The following is a 14,755-nucleotide window of genomic DNA, read 5'->3' as shown; positions in this document are numbered from 1 at the left end:
GAAACGCCATGTCCACCGCTACGCTTTCCTCCGCCCTTCCGCAGCCGCCCGAACGCTGGTGGCGCAGCCGCACCGTGCGGCGCTTCGCTCGCCACAGGCTCGCCATGCTCGGGCTGGTGATGATCGTGCTGCTCACCTTCGCCTGCGTGTTCGGTCCGTATCTGCTGCCCTATGACGAGCTTTTCATCGATCTGAGGGCCCGCTTCGCGCCGCCCTTTACCGGCTACCACATCTTTGGCACTGATCCGCTCGGGCGCGACCTCGCGGCGCGTCTGTTCAACGCCGGCCGCATATCGCTGCTGGTCGGCTTCTTCGCCATGCTGCTCAGCACGCTCATCGGTACGGTGATCGGCGTAGTTGCCGGCTATTACGGGGGCCGGGTCGGGGCGGTGCTGATGCGCTTCGTCGATGCGTTCCTCTCCTTCCCGAGCATCTTCCTGCTCCTTGCACTTGCTGCCTTCGTCAAGCCGAGCCCGTTGATGATCACCATCATTATCGCGGTCACGAGCTGGATGGAGATCGCGCGGCTGGTCGAGGCGGAGGTCCGGTCCCTCAGGGAGCGCGATTTCGTCCTTGCCGCACGCATGCTCGGGCTCTCCAACAGCTGGATCATGTTCCGCGAACTGCTGCCGAACGCGATCGGGCCGATCATCGTGGCCGCGACACTGACCGTGGCGCGCGCCATCCTGCTCGAGGCCTATGTCAGCTTCCTCGGCTACGGCATCCAACCGCCGCTGCCGAGCTGGGGCAACATGCTGAACGGTGCCCAGCAGTACCTGGACAGCGCGCCGTGGCTTGCAATCGTGCCCGGCATTGCGATCACGCTTGCTGTCACCAGCTTCAACTTCATCGGCGACGGGCTGCGCGACGCACTCGACGCCCGCAGCGATCTCAACTGAGGGGCGGAACCGATGACCAAGTTTTCGCCTTTCGATGCGTCGCTCTGGTACGCCACGGCGACCGCGGCGCCCGAAACACGGCCGCTTGAGGGACGTATCAAGGCCGATGTGTGCATCGTCGGCGGTGGATACACGGGCCTCACCACCGCGCTCGAGCTTGCCCGCGACGGCGTCAAGGTCGTGCTGCTCGAGCGGGAGGAGATCGGTTTCGGCGGCTCCGGGCGCAATGCCGGCCACTGCACCCCGACCTTCACCCACTACAGTCTGCCGGAACTGCGCCGCATGCTCGGTGAGCCATGGGCGGAGAGGCTGATCGCCCGCCAGACCCGCGCCAACGACCGCGTGGGCGAGATGATCCGCCGTTACCAGATCCAGTGCGAGTGGCAGCAGAACGGCTACGTGCAGGGAGCGTTGCACGGCAATGCGATCCGCGGCCTCGAGGAGAAGGTCAACATGTACAACGCGGTCGGCGCGAAGACGCGCCTGCTCGGCCGCGACGAGGTGCAGGCCATCACCGGCAGTCCACGCTTCCATGCAGGGTGGTTCCATTCCGAGGCCGGCCATCTCAATCCGCTCGGCTATGCGCGGGGCCTTGCCCGTGCGGTGATCCAGGAAGGCGGCATCATCCACACGTACTCGCCGGTCACCTCCTGCAAGCCGGAGGGCGGTGTCTGGGCGGTCGGTACGGATCAGGGAACGGTCGTCGCCGACAAGGTGATCTTTGCCACCGGGGCCTATACGGTCGGAGGCTGGCCGAAGCTCGACCGCACCTTCAAGATCCACAAGGTGTTCGTTGCCGCGACGCAGCCGCTTTCAGAGGACGAGCGTCGTTCGGTGCTTCCGCAAAACACGACGATCCATGACGGGCGCGGCGACATCTACGTTTACAAGTACAATGCGGAAGGCCGGATCGTTGCCTCGATGTTCCCGATGGGGCGGCGTGGTCGCGACATGGACTACACCCGCAAAGTGATGAGCGACCGGCTGAAATGGCTGCATCCGCAGATCCAGCAAGAGATCCGCTGGGAATACTTCTGGTTCGGGGAACTCGACATGCAGTACCGCACGGTACCGCGGCTCTACGATCTCGCGCCGGGGGTGGTCGCGCTGACCGGGCTTTCCGGCCGCGGGGTTCCGACTGGCAGCATGCTCGGCGGAATTCTGGCCGAATGGGCGAAGGGCGTTCCGGAGAAGGAGCTGTCCCTGAAGGTCGAGCCGCTGTCGGCTGCGCCATTCTACATGAACTACGGTCCGCCGCTGACGCTTCGCTACTACCGTGTCAAGGACTGGGTCCGGACAAGGCTTGCCGGGGCACCACTGCCGCCGCACGCCTGAACCACCTTCAATATCGACCAGCCGCTACCCGCGCCGCTATGCGCGGAGCGTGCCGCCATGCCATTCATGCAATCAAAGGAGAAAGCGCATGACCCTGCCCATCTACAATATTTCCGACGACGTCGATCTCGTTCCAGGCGTTCCCGCGGAAGGCCGTGATTCTGGATCCTGGCGCCGGCCGATCTGGCAGGACGACGTGGAGAACGGCACCATCGTTGCAGTTTGGAAGGCCGAGCCCGGCATGTACCGCTACCCCGGACGGGCGCTCGAAGAGACGTTTGTCGTGTGCGAAGGCGAAGCAATGTACACGCAGGGCGACTCCGCTCCGGTGAAGATCAAGCCTGGCTCGATCGTCCGCGTTCCGATCGGTGTGGCAAGCACGCTCGAAATCCTGACGCCGTTCCGCAAGCTTGCAACCGTCGTTCCGAAGCCCTGACACAGGCCTGTCGGGCATTCCGCGTTTCGCGGACCCGAGCGGAATCATTTCGCCGGTGCGAGTTGGCCAGCCGACACGCACCGATGACGCTCCTCATCGTCGGATCGCCACGATCCTGCCTCGACTGAATTGTGATTCCTGAACACGTCCCGACTGGTTGCCGCCGATCAGCTTCGCGGCGCTCTTGGTCAGCTGGGAGAGGATTCCCACGTGATAGCCGCGTCCGTTGCGTATGACGACGACGTCGCCCGGCTTGGCATAGGCAACGCGGACCGGGGAACCGAAACGCAGCCACGACCGGGCGAATGTGAAATCCTTGGGCGGCGTTCGGCCGGACTTACGGGCCACGAGGCCCATGAAATGACCGCACCACGGAGTGCGGGCGGGATTGATCCCGAGCATCTTGCGCAGTCGGCCGTTGTTCTTCACCTCATGCATGCCCGCATATTGCTTTGCTTGGGCAAGCATGCCGGCGGAGGCTACTTCCGGTGCTGCAAAGGCGAAAATTGCCGCAGCGAGCAGCGCGATGACCCTCATGGTCGCACTCCTTTCGTTCACCGGCCGGATCGCCAAAAGCGCGCAAGCGATCTCGCACGCAGACGCCTCGACGTCGCGCAGGCTTTCATGCCTGGTGCCGGAAATGGACTTCATCAAATGTATTGTCGGGTACTGCCGGAGGGCGATCGCCGTGCCTATCTGCACGGGCGATAGTCTGTCCCGGATCAACACCTATCCCCGACGTGGAGCCAGGCACTGGTTTCAAAGGCCGTGACGTGCATCCACTGTCGATGTCAACGGGCGGCATCCTGCCGACCGCTTCAAGCAAAATTGAGGCAGAAATCTTATGCTCTCATGTCGTGTTTTGGAGCATTGCAGACGAAATGTGATGACCTTGCCGCAAGCCTTAACGGTCTTTGAAATTATTCGACAAAATCGAGACATAGACTTGTCGGAATGGCGGCAATCCTATGCTGACACGGAGTCATGTCTCTCTGTCTGGTGCGGAGTAGTCTGATTCATCTTTTTGGTGGTCTCCTCCGCCGAAAGAGGTACGGAAAATACAGGAGATGTAATGCCGCCGTTGGAGGCTTCGTGGAGGTGTGGCCCGCAACAGCTGGTAGCAATGTGCTCGTCCAGAATGTCGCTCTTCCCGAAGAGACGGAGGGTTCCGGCCTCGGCATGTACAGACCGGGCTCGACAGACTCGTGCCCGCAAATTATCAATCGCAAATGATCGCAATCAACGAAGACACACTTGCCGGGCGCATCAGCCGAATTCTTGCCGACAGGATCGTAACGGGTCAGCTGGAGCCGGGAACGAAACTGCGGCAGGACCATATCGCCGAGGAGTTCGGCGCGAGCCATGTGCCGGTGCGCGAGGCTTTCCGCAGGCTTGAGGCCCAGGGGCTCGCGGTCAGCGAACCGCGGCGCGGCGTCCGAGTGGCATCCTTCGATCTCAAGGAGGTGCGGGAGGTCGCGCAGATGCGCGCGGCGCTCGAAGTCCTGGCGCTGAGACACGCGGCACCGCACCTGACGCCCTCCATCCTCGACGAGGCGGAGGAGGCAACGGTCGCCGGCGACAATTCGCGGGACGTGCGGTCCTGGGAAGAGGCGAACCGCCGCTTCCACCGGCTGGTTCTCGCTCCCTGCGGCATGCCGCGGCTGCTCGCCGCGATCGACGATCTGCACGCTGCCAGTGCCCGCTTCCTGTTCGCGACCTGGCGATCCGAATGGGAAGTGCGGACCGACCATGATCACCGGGCGATCCTGACCTTCCTGCGCCAGGGCAACGTGGAAAAGGCGGCTGCGGTTCTCGAGCGCCATGTTCAGTGGATCGGCCAGAAGCCGATCAAGAATGCCGCCGGAAAGACGCGCGACGCCTTCGCGATCGTCGGCTAAATAATCTGCCGCGGAGGACGGCGGTTCTGCCGGGTTTTGCGGCGGTCGTCCCTCACGCGTGCGTCAAATTCTCTCCCCATGGTAGTGTTGCTTGGCTTTTTCGCCCTTTGGGTGCTTGCCTTTCTGCGCGTGCCGAAAAATTATAGATAATATTCAGATATATCTATAACCGCTGCGGCGACAGGAGAGAGGTTGCAAATGCTGGAACGGACGACGGGAGACCTACAACAGCCGGAACTCCCGAAAATCTCGGAGATGCAACTTCCAATCGAAGATGCAAGAATTATCTATAATCTTCCTTTCAACGATCTTCTCTTCAGGGCGCAAAGCGTCCACCGCGCCCATTTCGACCCGAATGCAGTGCAGATGAGCCGACTGCTCTCCATCAAGACGGGCGGCTGTGCAGAGGATTGCGGCTATTGCAGCCAGTCCGCACACTATCCGACCGGGCTCAAGGCCTCGAAGCTGATGGAGGTCGAGCGCGTGATCGCTGAGGCGCGCCAGGCAAAGGCGGGCGGGGCGTCGCGCTACTGCATGGGGGCGGCGTGGCGCAGTCCCAAGGACCGCGACATGGATGCTATTGTCGCCATGGTCGAGGGCGTCAGAGCGCTCGGCATGGAGACCTGCATGACGCTCGGCATGCTGACCCCGGCCCAGTCGGCAAGGCTCGCGGATGCCGGGCTCGACTACTACAATCACAACGTCGATACGTCGGAACGCTTCTACAGCGAAATCATCACCACACGCACCTTCGCTGACCGGCTGGAGACGCTCTCCAACGTGCGCGAGGCCGGCATCAAGGTTTGCGCCGGCGGCATTCTCGGCATGGGCGAGACGGTCGATGACCGGATCTCCATGCTGGTCACGCTTGCCAACCTGCCTGTGCCGCCTGAAAGCGTGCCGATCAACATGCTGATCCCGATCCCCGGATCGAAACTCGCCGATGCGGCGCCCGTGGACCCGATCGATTTCGTCCGCACCATCGCGCTGGCGCGCATCCTGATGCCGCAATCCCATGTTCGCCTTTCCGCAGGCCGCACCGAGATGAGCGACGAGATGCAGGCACTCTGTTTCTTTGCGGGCGCCAATTCGATCTTCGTGGGCGATACGCTGCTGACGGCGGACAACCCGGGCGAGGATCACGACACGGCGCTCTTCCGTCGCCTTGGCCTGAAGCCGATGCAGCCCGGTGACGCCGCATGATCGCCGACGCGGATTCCGGCCTGGCCGAGCAAGACCGCTGGCGCGCGCCGCCACATGCCGAAGGTATCATCGCCCTTGCCCGCTACCGCAAGACGCTTGCGGGGCTTGAAGGCAAGGGGCGCCGACGCGCGCTCGTTGCGCAGGCAGGTATCGACTTTACCTCCAACGACTACCTGGCGCTCGCAAGTGCGCCGCGGCTGAAGGCGGCGATCGCCGCAGCGATCGAGCGCGGCGTGCCGGTCGGGGCGGGAGGATCGCGCCTGCTTCGCGGCAATCATCCCGAACACGAGGCGCTGGAAGCGGAAGCCGCCGCTTACTTTGGAGCGGAGAGGGTGCTCTTCTTCAGCAGCGGGTACGCCGCCAACGTGGCGCTGTTTTCGACGCTTCCCCAGCGCGACGACGTGATCATCCACGATGCCCTGATCCATGCGAGCGCGCATGAGGGGATTTCCGCCAGCAAGGCCACGGCGGTTTCCGTCGCGCACAACGATCCCTCGGCCTTCGAGGCCGCGATTGTCCGATGGCGAAGGGAGGGGGGCAGGGGGCAACCCTGGATCGCCGTCGAAAGCCTCTACTCGATGGACGGCGACCGCGCTCCTCTCGATGAGCTCGCCGCGATCGCCGACCGGCACGAAGGCCTGCTGGTGATCGACGAGGCACATGCGACAGGGGTTTTCGGACCCGGCGGGCGTGGGCTTGCGGCGGGGCTGGAACGGCGCGGCAACGTCATCGTGCTCCACACATGCGGAAAGGCGCTCGGCGTTTCGGGCGCGCTGCTCGCCGCACCGGCCGTGGCCTGCGACTATCTCGTGAACCGCGCCCGTGGCTTCATATATTCGACGGCACCGTCGCCGCTGGTCGCCGCAGCCGTGCGGGAGGCACTGACGATGCTTGCCGACGAGCCGGAACGCCGCGCGGATTTCGATGCGTTGCGGTCGTTTGCCAACAGTGCACTCACGGAGAGGCTCGGCGTCAAGGCGAGTGGAACGCAGATCCTGCCGGTGATGATCGGAGACAATGGCCGGGCGGTTCGCATTGCCGAGCGCATGCGGGCGGAAGGCTTAGACATCCGGGCGATCCGGCCGCCCACGGTGCCGGAGGGGACGGCCCGGCTGAGGATCGCGATCACGCTCAATGTGGACAGAGAGACGATCCTGCGCATGCTTGACCGGCTTGCATCCGCCATGGCGGAGGAAGCCCCATGAGGACGGCCTTCGTCGTGACAGGCACGGACACGGGCATCGGCAAGACGCTGTTTTCCGCAGCGCTGACGGACGCGCTTTCCGGATATTACTGGAAACCGGTCCAGTCCGGCCTGGAGGAGGAAACGGACAGCGAGACCGTCGAGCGTCTCGGCCGGGTGCCCCCCGAAAGAATCCTTCCGGAAGCCTATCGGCTGAAGACGCCGGCCTCGCCGCATCTGGCGGCCCGGATCGACAGCGTGACCATCGAGGCCGAAAGCCTGGACATTCCTGTCACGGACGCGCCGCTGGTGATCGAGGGGGCGGGGGGACTGCTGGTGCCGCTTACCGAGCGGGTGCTCTTCGCCGATGTTTTCGCCCGCTGGCGCGCCCCGGTCATCCTCTGCGCGCGCACGGCACTGGGAACCATCAATCACACCCTGCTTTCACTGGAAGCGCTGAAAAGCCGGGCGATCCCCGTCTTCGGCGTCGCCTTCATCGGCGAGGAACGGGCGGATACGCAGCACATCATCGCCGCGCTTGGCGGCGTCAGGGTGCTCGGGCGCCTGCCGCAACTCGAAACCGTAACCGCCGAAGCGCTGAGAGAGGCATTTCACGAAAATTTCGACATTGCCGCTTTTCATGAGGTCCGCGTATGACCCGCTCGCCCGTGTGGCATCCGTTCACCCAGCACGCGCTGGAGCCGCCGATGCGGCAGGTCGTCGAGACGGAGGGCGCCTATCTCATCGACGAGGACGGCAATCGCATCCTCGACGCCATCTCCTCCTGGTGGGTGATCACCCATGGCCATCGTCACCGCGCGATCATGGAGGCGATCGCGCGCGCTGCGGCCCGCTTCGATCAGGTCATCTTTGCTGAATACACCCACGAGCCAGCCGAAGTCCTTGCCCGCGGTCTTGTCGAGATCGCGCCGAAGGGCCTTGCGCATGTGTTCTATTCGGACAGCGGCTCCACCGCCGTCGAAGTGGCGCTGAAGATGGCGCTCGGTTTCTTCCACAACACGGGGCGCCCCCGTAACCGCATCGTGGTCATGGAACACGGCTATCACGGCGATACGATCGGCACCATGTCGACCGGCGAGCGTGGTGTCTTCAATGCCGCATACGAGCCGTTGCTCTTCGCCGTCGACAGGCTGCCTTTTCCCGCAACGGGCCGCGAGCAGGAAACGCTCGATGCCTTCGAGGCATTCTGCCGGAAGGGCGAAGTGGCCGCACTTCTGGTCGAGCCGCTGGTTCTCGGTGCGGGCGGCATGAAGATGACGACCGCCGGGCTCCTTTCCGGTCTCAAGCAGATTGCCGAACGCCATGGCACGCTGATGATCGCCGACGAGGTGATGACCGGCTGGGGACGCACGGGGAGCCTCTTTGCCTGCGAGCAGGCGGGCGTCGCGCCCGACATCCTGTGCACCTCCAAGGGGCTCACCGGCGGCGCCCTGCCGCTGGCGGCGACGCTTGCCACGGCCGAGATCTACGAGGCGCATTTTTCGACGGACCGGCGCAAGACCTTCTTTCATTCGAGCTCCTACACCGCCAACCCGATCGCCTGTGCCGCCGGGGTCGCCAATCTCGAGATCTGGAAGAGCGAGCCGGTGCTTGCACGCATCCGCTTGCTCGAGGGGATGCAGCGCGAAAGGCTGGCGCGGCTCGCCGACAATCCGCACTTTTCGAACCTCCGGCAGACCGGCACGATCGCCGCTCTCGATCTCGTCGTTCCCTCCGGGGGCTATCTCTCGGAAGCGGGGCCGAAACTCAGGGCGTTTTTCAGGGACCGCGGGCTCCTCATCCGCCCGCTCGGCAACGTCATCTATCTCATGCCGCCCTATTGCGTGACCGCCGCGGATCTCGACCGCGCCTTTGATGCGATCGCGGAGGGCGCGGTGCTTTTCGCGCGAGGACGGTGATGGGCGCGCCGCGTTCCTCCCGGCTTGCGGGATTCGGCCACGCCGTGCCGCGGCGGCGGGTCGAGAACTGGGAGATCGAGGAAAGGCTCGGGCTGGAAGCGGGCTGGATCGAACGGCGGACGGGCATTCGCACACGTTACTGGGCAGAAGAAGGCGACACGCTGAGCGGGCTTGCGGCGAAGGCAGGCGAGATGGCGCTCGAGAATGCGGGGGTGAGCAGGCGGGATGTCGGGCTCACCTTGCTTGCCACCTCGACGCCGGATCATCTGCTGCCGCCGTCGGCGCCGCTGCTTGCGCATCGTCTCGGCCTCGAAAGAGCCGGGGCGATCGATCTCGCCGGCGCCTGTTCCGGGTTTCTCTATGCGCTTGCGCTTGCCGACGGCTTCGTGCGCACACAGGCGCGGCCGGTGCTCGTGGTTGCCGCCAACATACTGAGCCGCCGCATCAACCCCGCCGAGCGCGCGAGCGCGGTGCTCTTTGCCGATGCGGCGGGCGCGGTGCTGCTAATGCCGTCCGCCGATCCACGGACCGGCCTTCTCGGCAGCGATCTCGCCGCCGACGGGTCGGGCTATGACCTGATCACCATTCCATCCGGCGGAAGCAACCGGCCGTTTGCCTCGGGCATGGCGGCCGAGGAGTGCCTCATGACCATGCGCGACGGCCGCGAGGTGTTTTCCCGCGCCGTCAGCCTGATGACGGAGTGCTCCGGGCGGGCGCTCGCGGCATCCGGGTTGGAGGCATCCAGCATAGACCGCTTCGTGCCGCACCAGGCAAACAGGCGGATCTTCGACGCGGTCTCAGCCAATCTCGGCATCGATCCGCCGTGCACCGTGTGCACCATCGAGCACTACGGAAATTCATCGGCCGCGACGATCCCGCTCTCGCTCTCGCTCGCCAACCAGGCCAAACCCTTCGCGGACGGCGAAAAACTGCTGCTCACCGCCGCCGGAGCGGGGCTCACCGCCGGCGCCTCGGTGGTGGGGATATGAGGGGGAAGAACTCGTGATACCTGGCCATCGGAATGCCTACCGCCGCGAACACTCTGCAGTCGCCAGTTCTCCGAGTAATTCCCTTGGCCGTCAGACCAACGACCCAGCATATGGAGTGGGTAGCGTTCGTTCGCCTCTACCGCTATAAGGCTCGCAAATCCGGCAAAAGGAACCTCGAATCGGGATTCCCGCACCGTTGGATTCTACCCGTCAGTGCTTGAATATTGTAATACTGAACCTCGGCTTCGGTTGGCGGGACATTTTCGATAGACTCCAGAAGCCCGTCGAATGTTGAAACAGCCTACCCACTCCAGGGTGGCGAACTCGACCCCTTTGAAGCTCGCGATGGACCGGGCCTAGGTATGACCTCGGTCCGGCGCGCGAAGGAGATACCCGCGCCGATTGGTGACAAGTTTCATTAGGAATTCCTTGTTAGGCGCGCGAGAGCTTACAACTCTAGGATGTACATCCCGTGCCAGTACATTTCGGCATCGGTGAACTACTGGTTGAACACGAAAGAGCGGAAATCTCCCTCTTTCGGGAGCTTTGACACAGTTGCAAACGGGCGATAAATACGCACGAGTATTTTCAGACTTTGCTCGGGGTTTCTGTGTCCAGCATCTCGCAATTTGATAATGCCCTTGCAGCCGAATATCACCTACTCCTCACCAAAGCGACGAAGCTCCTCGAGAAGTACCATCAACATCTCGTAGCCGAAGTGAACGCCCGGATTGTTGCAGGCGATGATTTCGCTGGTGTGTGTGAACCGGACCTTGAAGAAGTCCTAGAATTCTTGGACGAGGTCACCGATGTCATCTAGGCGCGGCACATTGAGAATCTCGACGGGCGACTGCATCGTTCGTTGTGGGAAACTTTGAAAACTACTTCCCCCACTTCATTGCTGGAATGAATTTGTTTATGGAACGGGGATGACTGAGACGACAGAAAGCAGCGATGCCCCCGTAGCCGTTCGCCTTATAGGTGACGTGAAACTTCGGTTTGGGTGCACCAAAATTGTGGTTGAAGAGCCGGTCGAGCTTCGCGCGGGCCTTTATGACGTTAGACGCATCGGTGCGTTCACCTTTCTTGGCGGCGAGCAGTCGGTCATCCGCCATGTCGAAAGCATTGGTCGCTTCTGCATGATTGGCCCTGGTGCGCAATTTGGTATCACCCAGCATCCCGGAGATCATCTCTCCGCACACATCATTTTCGAGTATGACGCGATCGGAACCTTTCCATCTGAGCAGGTGCAGCGGTATTGGGATCGCAACAAAGAACTCGCTATGAACGCTCAATCGAAATGGATGTCGTCTCGCAATCTCGACAGGATCGTCATAGGGAACGACGTTTGGATCGGCCGCGGCGTCAGCATTATGCGCGGGTGCAAGATCGGCGACGGAGCCATTATTGCAGCTTCTTCTGTTGTGACCAAAGACGTCGAGCCATACTCAGTGGTCGGCGGCGTCCCAGCGAAGATGATCCGCTGGAGATTTCCAGAAGATCACCGCCGCGCCCTCGCTAAGCTTAAATGGTGGAACTATAACCTGGAAGTTATGGATGGTGTCGACGTCACTCGAATTGAATCTGGGATAGAAACGATCGAAGCCAACATCGCAGCAGGCGCCCGTATTCATACTCCAAAACTCTCGGCCCTCCGCGGTAGCACGCCAAGAGTAACCAACTACGCTGGATAGCAACAGAGCTAGCTCAAAACTCAGGGCTTGGCCACATGTGGCCCGTGTTGCCTCTTTCAATTTTCACAGTGGCAGGCTAGATGCACGGCACGCACAAACACCCGAGGAGCAATGAATGTCTCTCGCCATAAGCCCTGTGGCTTTTGAACGCATACGAGCCGCTGGGAAAATTGAACCAACTCAAGACACGGTCGACCTTGTCTTCGCATCTGATGAGCGATACATCAAATTTACGTCGGTAACTCTCGCCTCAATTCTCCAGAACTACAAAGGCAAAGCGCCCATCCGCGTTTTCCTCTTAATGGATCACGTACTCCCAACAGTGCTGGAAGAGTATGTCGAATCTTTGAAGAAGATTCACCCTTTCACGCTTCACCAGATCCCTGTCGACGCCGAGCTTTTTAGAAACATCAAGACATCGGATGGGATCTCGATCGCCACGTACTATCGCCTCCTCATGCACAAGCTGCTCCCGGCCGATGCACGCAAGGTGCTGTATCTCGATAGTGATCTGATTATCCGGGCATCAATCGACGAGCTGTTCGCAACTCGATTCGACGGGAACCTTTTTGCTGGCGTCGAAGATACGATATCCAGGACCTACAATGCGAAGTTCGGCTTGCCTGAAAGCGCTAAGCACCCGAATGCCGGCGTGCTTCTGGTGAATGTCGATCTCATGCGCGCGATCGGTTTTAGCGATCTGATTGAGCGATATCTCGAAAGCAACCGCTATCGTTTGACGCTGGGCGACCAGCAGATTCTCGCGGAGCTGTTCTTCAATTCCATCAAGTACGTTTCCCCTAAGTGGAATGTGCACGGATCAATGTTCGTAGACGGATGGCCTGATCAGGTCGCTGGCGTCGAAAATTTCATGTGTAAGGATCAGGCAAGAGACGCCATTCGTGATCCCGCCATCATTCACTACACGCTCAAGAGAAAGCCCTGGATATCCCTTGAGCACCCCAAGTCAGAAGAGTGGTTTGACTACCTTCCGCTAACGCCCTTCGCAGCCGAAATTGAAAAGCCGGACCTTGCGGACGCGACGACGCCTGAGGCGGCGAATAAAGATAAGGCGGCCGGGACGAAACGACCCGCCAAGAGCAGGCATGCGAAAGTGCCTAAGAAAGTATCCTTTGGACAATATATTAAGGTCATTCTGCCCGCGACTATTGTCAGCTTAAGTCGAGTTCGCAAAACCAGACTCGCAGTCGAAAAGCTAAAGAAACGCGTCGAAGCAGGGGAGGAAAAACACGGGGCGGCAGCGAAGAAACTCAATACACTTGCTCGACAAATCGATCGTGTTGCGAAAAAAAACGCGCCAAGCCTTCCCAAAGCGCCTCCGATGGCAAACTCCGACGTCACGTTGAAGTCCATCCTGGTCGCTCGCGCTGCTGCTGCCGCACCGACGTTCAATGCTCATGCCGCGATAGAGAATCTGTCACCAAACAGCATGATCATGTCCAATGTCAGCAGGAAGGACATGGAAGGCGGCTACGCCGAGAACATCAAGACGGTCACCAGAACGTCGAACTTCGCCTTCCGCACCGATCGGCTGCCGGAAGCTGTGTTCCTGCTTTCTCAGCGCATCAAGCAGGAGATGTTCTGGGAATGCGTAAAAACTGCCTACCTATACGATCTCCCATTGTATTTCACTGAGGTCGCACTTTTCGGCGGCTTCGCGTCCTACTTTGACCCAGATGCCAGCCTCAACGAGCGCCGTGCACTGGGCTTCATGATCGATGATCTCGGATACTACTTCGACGCCCGTCAACCATCGCGGGTTGAGCGGACGCTGAACGACCCGTCTTTTGCGCAAAGCGACGAAGAGCGGCGCCGCGCGCGAGCCGTCATCGACCGGATCTGCGCGGAGAAGATCACCAAATACAACAAGTACGTTGAGGGCCCCGTGTTTCCGATGAAACCTGGTGCGGTTTTGGTGATCGACCAAAAGAAGGGTGACGCTTCAATCGAGTTTGCCGGCGCCAACGACGAGAGCTTTCAGCAAATGCTCGAAGCTGCTGTTAGAGAGAACCCCGGCAAGCCGATCTACTTCAAGCGGCATCCGGATAGTATTCAGCGGAAAATGAACTCTTACAGAGATCGGACCATCGAAGCGATTCAAGTGTTACCCGACAATGTTACTATCGGATCCATCATTGACCGCTGCGAAACCATCTACACCGTCTCATCTCAGGTAGGCTTTGAAGGCCTCATGCGCGGCAAGAAAGTAATAACTTTCGGGGCTCCTTTCTATTCGGGTTGGGGATTGACTGATGATCGAAGCCCGATCCAAAGACGCAGACAGACAAGAACGGTCGAGGAACTGTTCCAAGTGGCCTGCATAGATCAGTCCGTCTATCTGAACCCAGAGACTGGCAAGCTCATCGAGATCGAAGCTGCCATCGATTACATACTCCAGATGCGCTCGGACAATGCAGCGCGCCAGGCGGCGAAGAATGCTCTCTCCAGTTGATCAGGCATTTATTGATTCAGAGACAAGGCAAGCAGAACTGTTGGCGAAAACGGGCTGGAGGGTGGAAGAACCCCGCACCAGCCTGATCGCCAACACGGTAGTCCGGCCCCGAAGCAGTTTTTCTACTATCGACGCCGACTACTACCAGCGCTTGCATGACGAAGATGCGGGATATCGGGGAAACAACTGGTTGGTTGCCGAAACGCCTTCGATCTTGGCGGCCAAACCCGATACTATTGTCGAGATCGGTTGCGGCAATGGCGCCTTCTCCAAATCTGTGGCCTCCAAGGTACGCAAGGTTTTCGCCGTAGATTGGGCGAAGTCTCCGCTTCTGGAAGTACGTCCCAAAAACGTGCTGTTCAGAAAGGCCAACATCACAAAGGATAAGATCCCCGGCGGGGACCTTACGTGTTCGGCCGACGTCCTGGAGCACTTCACGCCTTCGGATCTGCCGACCGTGATATCCAAGTGCGCCTCATCATCACCGCTACAGTACCATGTAATCGCCTGCTACGATGATGGGCATAGCCATTTGACTGTTATGTCACCAGCGGCTTGGCTGGCACTTTTTTGGCGCTTTTGCCCCGACGCCAGGCTCACCCGCATTGACTGCCGCAGGAAAAAGTCGAATCAACTTGTGTGTGTTGTCACGAACGTTCCTAACGGATCAGAGGTGGCCGCTTCATGAAGCCCTCGACCTCAGAGTTGATCTCTGATAGGCGGCGT

14 protein-coding genes are annotated in these 14,755 nt (G+C 60.8%); 13 read left to right on the top strand and 1 reads right to left on the bottom strand.

Annotated elements, in window-relative coordinates:
• Positions 1-8 precede the first annotated feature (8 nt).
• The 3 genes from F3Y30_RS20580 (at position 9) to F3Y30_RS20570 (ending at position 2,670) form a co-directional block, all read left to right on the top strand.
• Positions 9-899 (top strand): ABC transporter permease, encoded by an 891-nt coding sequence (locus tag F3Y30_RS20580; RefSeq protein WP_203424505.1) that lies wholly within the window; start codon positions 9-11, stop codon positions 897-899.
• A 12-nt stretch (positions 900-911) separates the two neighbouring features.
• Positions 912-2,234 carry an FAD-binding oxidoreductase gene (locus F3Y30_RS20575; protein WP_203424504.1) on the top strand — a complete coding sequence of 441 codons (1,323 nt, stop codon included), beginning with the start codon at positions 912-914 and terminating at the stop codon, positions 2,232-2,234.
• Between the two features lie 88 nt (positions 2,235-2,322).
• Positions 2,323-2,670: a cupin domain-containing protein gene (locus tag F3Y30_RS20570; RefSeq protein WP_203424503.1), complete on the top strand. Its 348-nt coding sequence runs from the start codon at positions 2,323-2,325 to the stop codon at positions 2,668-2,670.
• Between the two features lie 93 nt (positions 2,671-2,763).
• Here the strand turns inward: F3Y30_RS20570 and F3Y30_RS20565 are convergent, their stop codons facing one another.
• Entirely contained in the window at positions 2,764-3,207 is a 444-nt protein-coding gene (locus tag F3Y30_RS20565) for a TIGR02594 family protein (RefSeq protein ID WP_203426710.1), read from the bottom strand.
• Positions 3,208-3,899: 692 nt separating this feature from the next.
• On the opposite strand from F3Y30_RS20565, the gene F3Y30_RS20560 reads away from it, so the two are divergent.
• From F3Y30_RS20560 to F3Y30_RS20515, 10 genes are all read left to right on the top strand, one after another.
• Complete coding sequence (locus tag F3Y30_RS20560; protein WP_203424502.1) at positions 3,900-4,568, top strand: GntR family transcriptional regulator; 669 nt, start codon at positions 3,900-3,902, stop codon at positions 4,566-4,568.
• A gap of 255 nt (positions 4,569-4,823) precedes the next feature.
• Positions 4,824-5,771 (top strand): biotin synthase BioB, encoded by a 948-nt coding sequence (gene bioB, locus F3Y30_RS20555; protein WP_246752820.1) that lies wholly within the window; start codon positions 4,824-4,826, stop codon positions 5,769-5,771.
• Positions 5,772-5,836: 65 nt separating this feature from the next.
• Positions 5,837-6,976, top strand: a complete 1,140-nt coding sequence (locus F3Y30_RS20550; protein WP_246753007.1) for an 8-amino-7-oxononanoate synthase — start codon at positions 5,837-5,839, stop codon at positions 6,974-6,976.
• A complete protein-coding gene (gene bioD, locus F3Y30_RS20545) occupies positions 6,973-7,611 on the top strand; it encodes a dethiobiotin synthase (RefSeq protein WP_203424499.1) in 639 nt (212 codons plus the stop codon). The genes F3Y30_RS20550 and bioD overlap by 4 nt, the downstream gene beginning before the upstream one ends.
• The gene (locus tag F3Y30_RS20540; RefSeq protein WP_203424498.1) at positions 7,608-8,873 is read left to right on the top strand and encodes an adenosylmethionine--8-amino-7-oxononanoate transaminase; all 1,266 of its coding nucleotides are present in this window, start codon (positions 7,608-7,610) and stop codon (positions 8,871-8,873) included. The genes bioD and F3Y30_RS20540 overlap by 4 nt, the downstream gene beginning before the upstream one ends.
• Positions 8,873-9,862, top strand: coding sequence for a beta-ketoacyl-ACP synthase III (locus F3Y30_RS20535; RefSeq protein ID WP_203424497.1), 990 nt, complete (start codon positions 8,873-8,875; stop codon positions 9,860-9,862). Before F3Y30_RS20540 ends, F3Y30_RS20535 begins: the two co-directional genes overlap by 1 nt.
• Positions 9,863-10,472: 610 nt before the next feature.
• On the top strand, positions 10,473-10,682 hold the full coding sequence (locus F3Y30_RS20530) for a hypothetical protein (RefSeq protein WP_203424496.1): 210 nt from the start codon (positions 10,473-10,475) through the stop codon (positions 10,680-10,682).
• Positions 10,683-10,791: 109 nt separating this feature from the next.
• A complete protein-coding gene (locus F3Y30_RS20525) occupies positions 10,792-11,556 on the top strand; it encodes a CatB-related O-acetyltransferase (protein WP_203424495.1) in 765 nt (254 codons plus the stop codon).
• Positions 11,557-11,671: 115 nt separating this feature from the next.
• Complete coding sequence (locus tag F3Y30_RS20520) at positions 11,672-14,029, top strand: glycosyltransferase (protein ID WP_203424494.1); 2,358 nt, start codon at positions 11,672-11,674, stop codon at positions 14,027-14,029.
• Positions 14,013-14,717, top strand: a complete 705-nt coding sequence (locus F3Y30_RS20515) for a class I SAM-dependent methyltransferase (RefSeq protein ID WP_203424493.1) — start codon at positions 14,013-14,015, stop codon at positions 14,715-14,717. The genes F3Y30_RS20520 and F3Y30_RS20515 overlap by 17 nt, the downstream gene beginning before the upstream one ends.
• Positions 14,718-14,755: the final 38 nt, after the last annotated feature.

It is taken from the genome of Sinorhizobium sp. BG8 (assembly GCF_016864555.1).
In the GTDB taxonomy this organism is placed as follows: domain Bacteria; phylum Pseudomonadota; class Alphaproteobacteria; order Rhizobiales; family Rhizobiaceae; genus BG8.
Note: the sequence above shows the minus strand (reverse complement) of the source record. Positions and strands in the feature narration are given on the sequence as shown.

Coding starts and splice junctions, on each gene's coding strand:
- bioD (WP_203424499.1), top strand. CDS start 6,973: ATGAGGACGGCCTTCGTCGTGACAGGCACGGACACGGGCATCGGCAAG.
- F3Y30_RS20560 (WP_203424502.1), top strand. CDS start 3,900: ATGATCGCAATCAACGAAGACACACTTGCCGGGCGCATCAGCCGAATT.
- F3Y30_RS20515 (WP_203424493.1), top strand. CDS start 14,013: ATGCTCTCTCCAGTTGATCAGGCATTTATTGATTCAGAGACAAGGCAA.
- F3Y30_RS20580 (WP_203424505.1), top strand. CDS start 9: ATGTCCACCGCTACGCTTTCCTCCGCCCTTCCGCAGCCGCCCGAACGC.
- F3Y30_RS20535 (WP_203424497.1), top strand. CDS start 8,873: ATGGGCGCGCCGCGTTCCTCCCGGCTTGCGGGATTCGGCCACGCCGTG.
- F3Y30_RS20570 (WP_203424503.1), top strand. CDS start 2,323: ATGACCCTGCCCATCTACAATATTTCCGACGACGTCGATCTCGTTCCA.
- F3Y30_RS20540 (WP_203424498.1), top strand. CDS start 7,608: ATGACCCGCTCGCCCGTGTGGCATCCGTTCACCCAGCACGCGCTGGAG.
- F3Y30_RS20565 (WP_203426710.1), bottom strand. CDS start 3,207: ATGAGGGTCATCGCGCTGCTCGCTGCGGCAATTTTCGCCTTTGCAGCA.
- F3Y30_RS20520 (WP_203424494.1), top strand. CDS start 11,672: ATGTCTCTCGCCATAAGCCCTGTGGCTTTTGAACGCATACGAGCCGCT.
- bioB (WP_246752820.1), top strand. CDS start 4,824: ATGCAACTTCCAATCGAAGATGCAAGAATTATCTATAATCTTCCTTTC.
- F3Y30_RS20575 (WP_203424504.1), top strand. CDS start 912: ATGACCAAGTTTTCGCCTTTCGATGCGTCGCTCTGGTACGCCACGGCG.
- F3Y30_RS20525 (WP_203424495.1), top strand. CDS start 10,792: ATGACTGAGACGACAGAAAGCAGCGATGCCCCCGTAGCCGTTCGCCTT.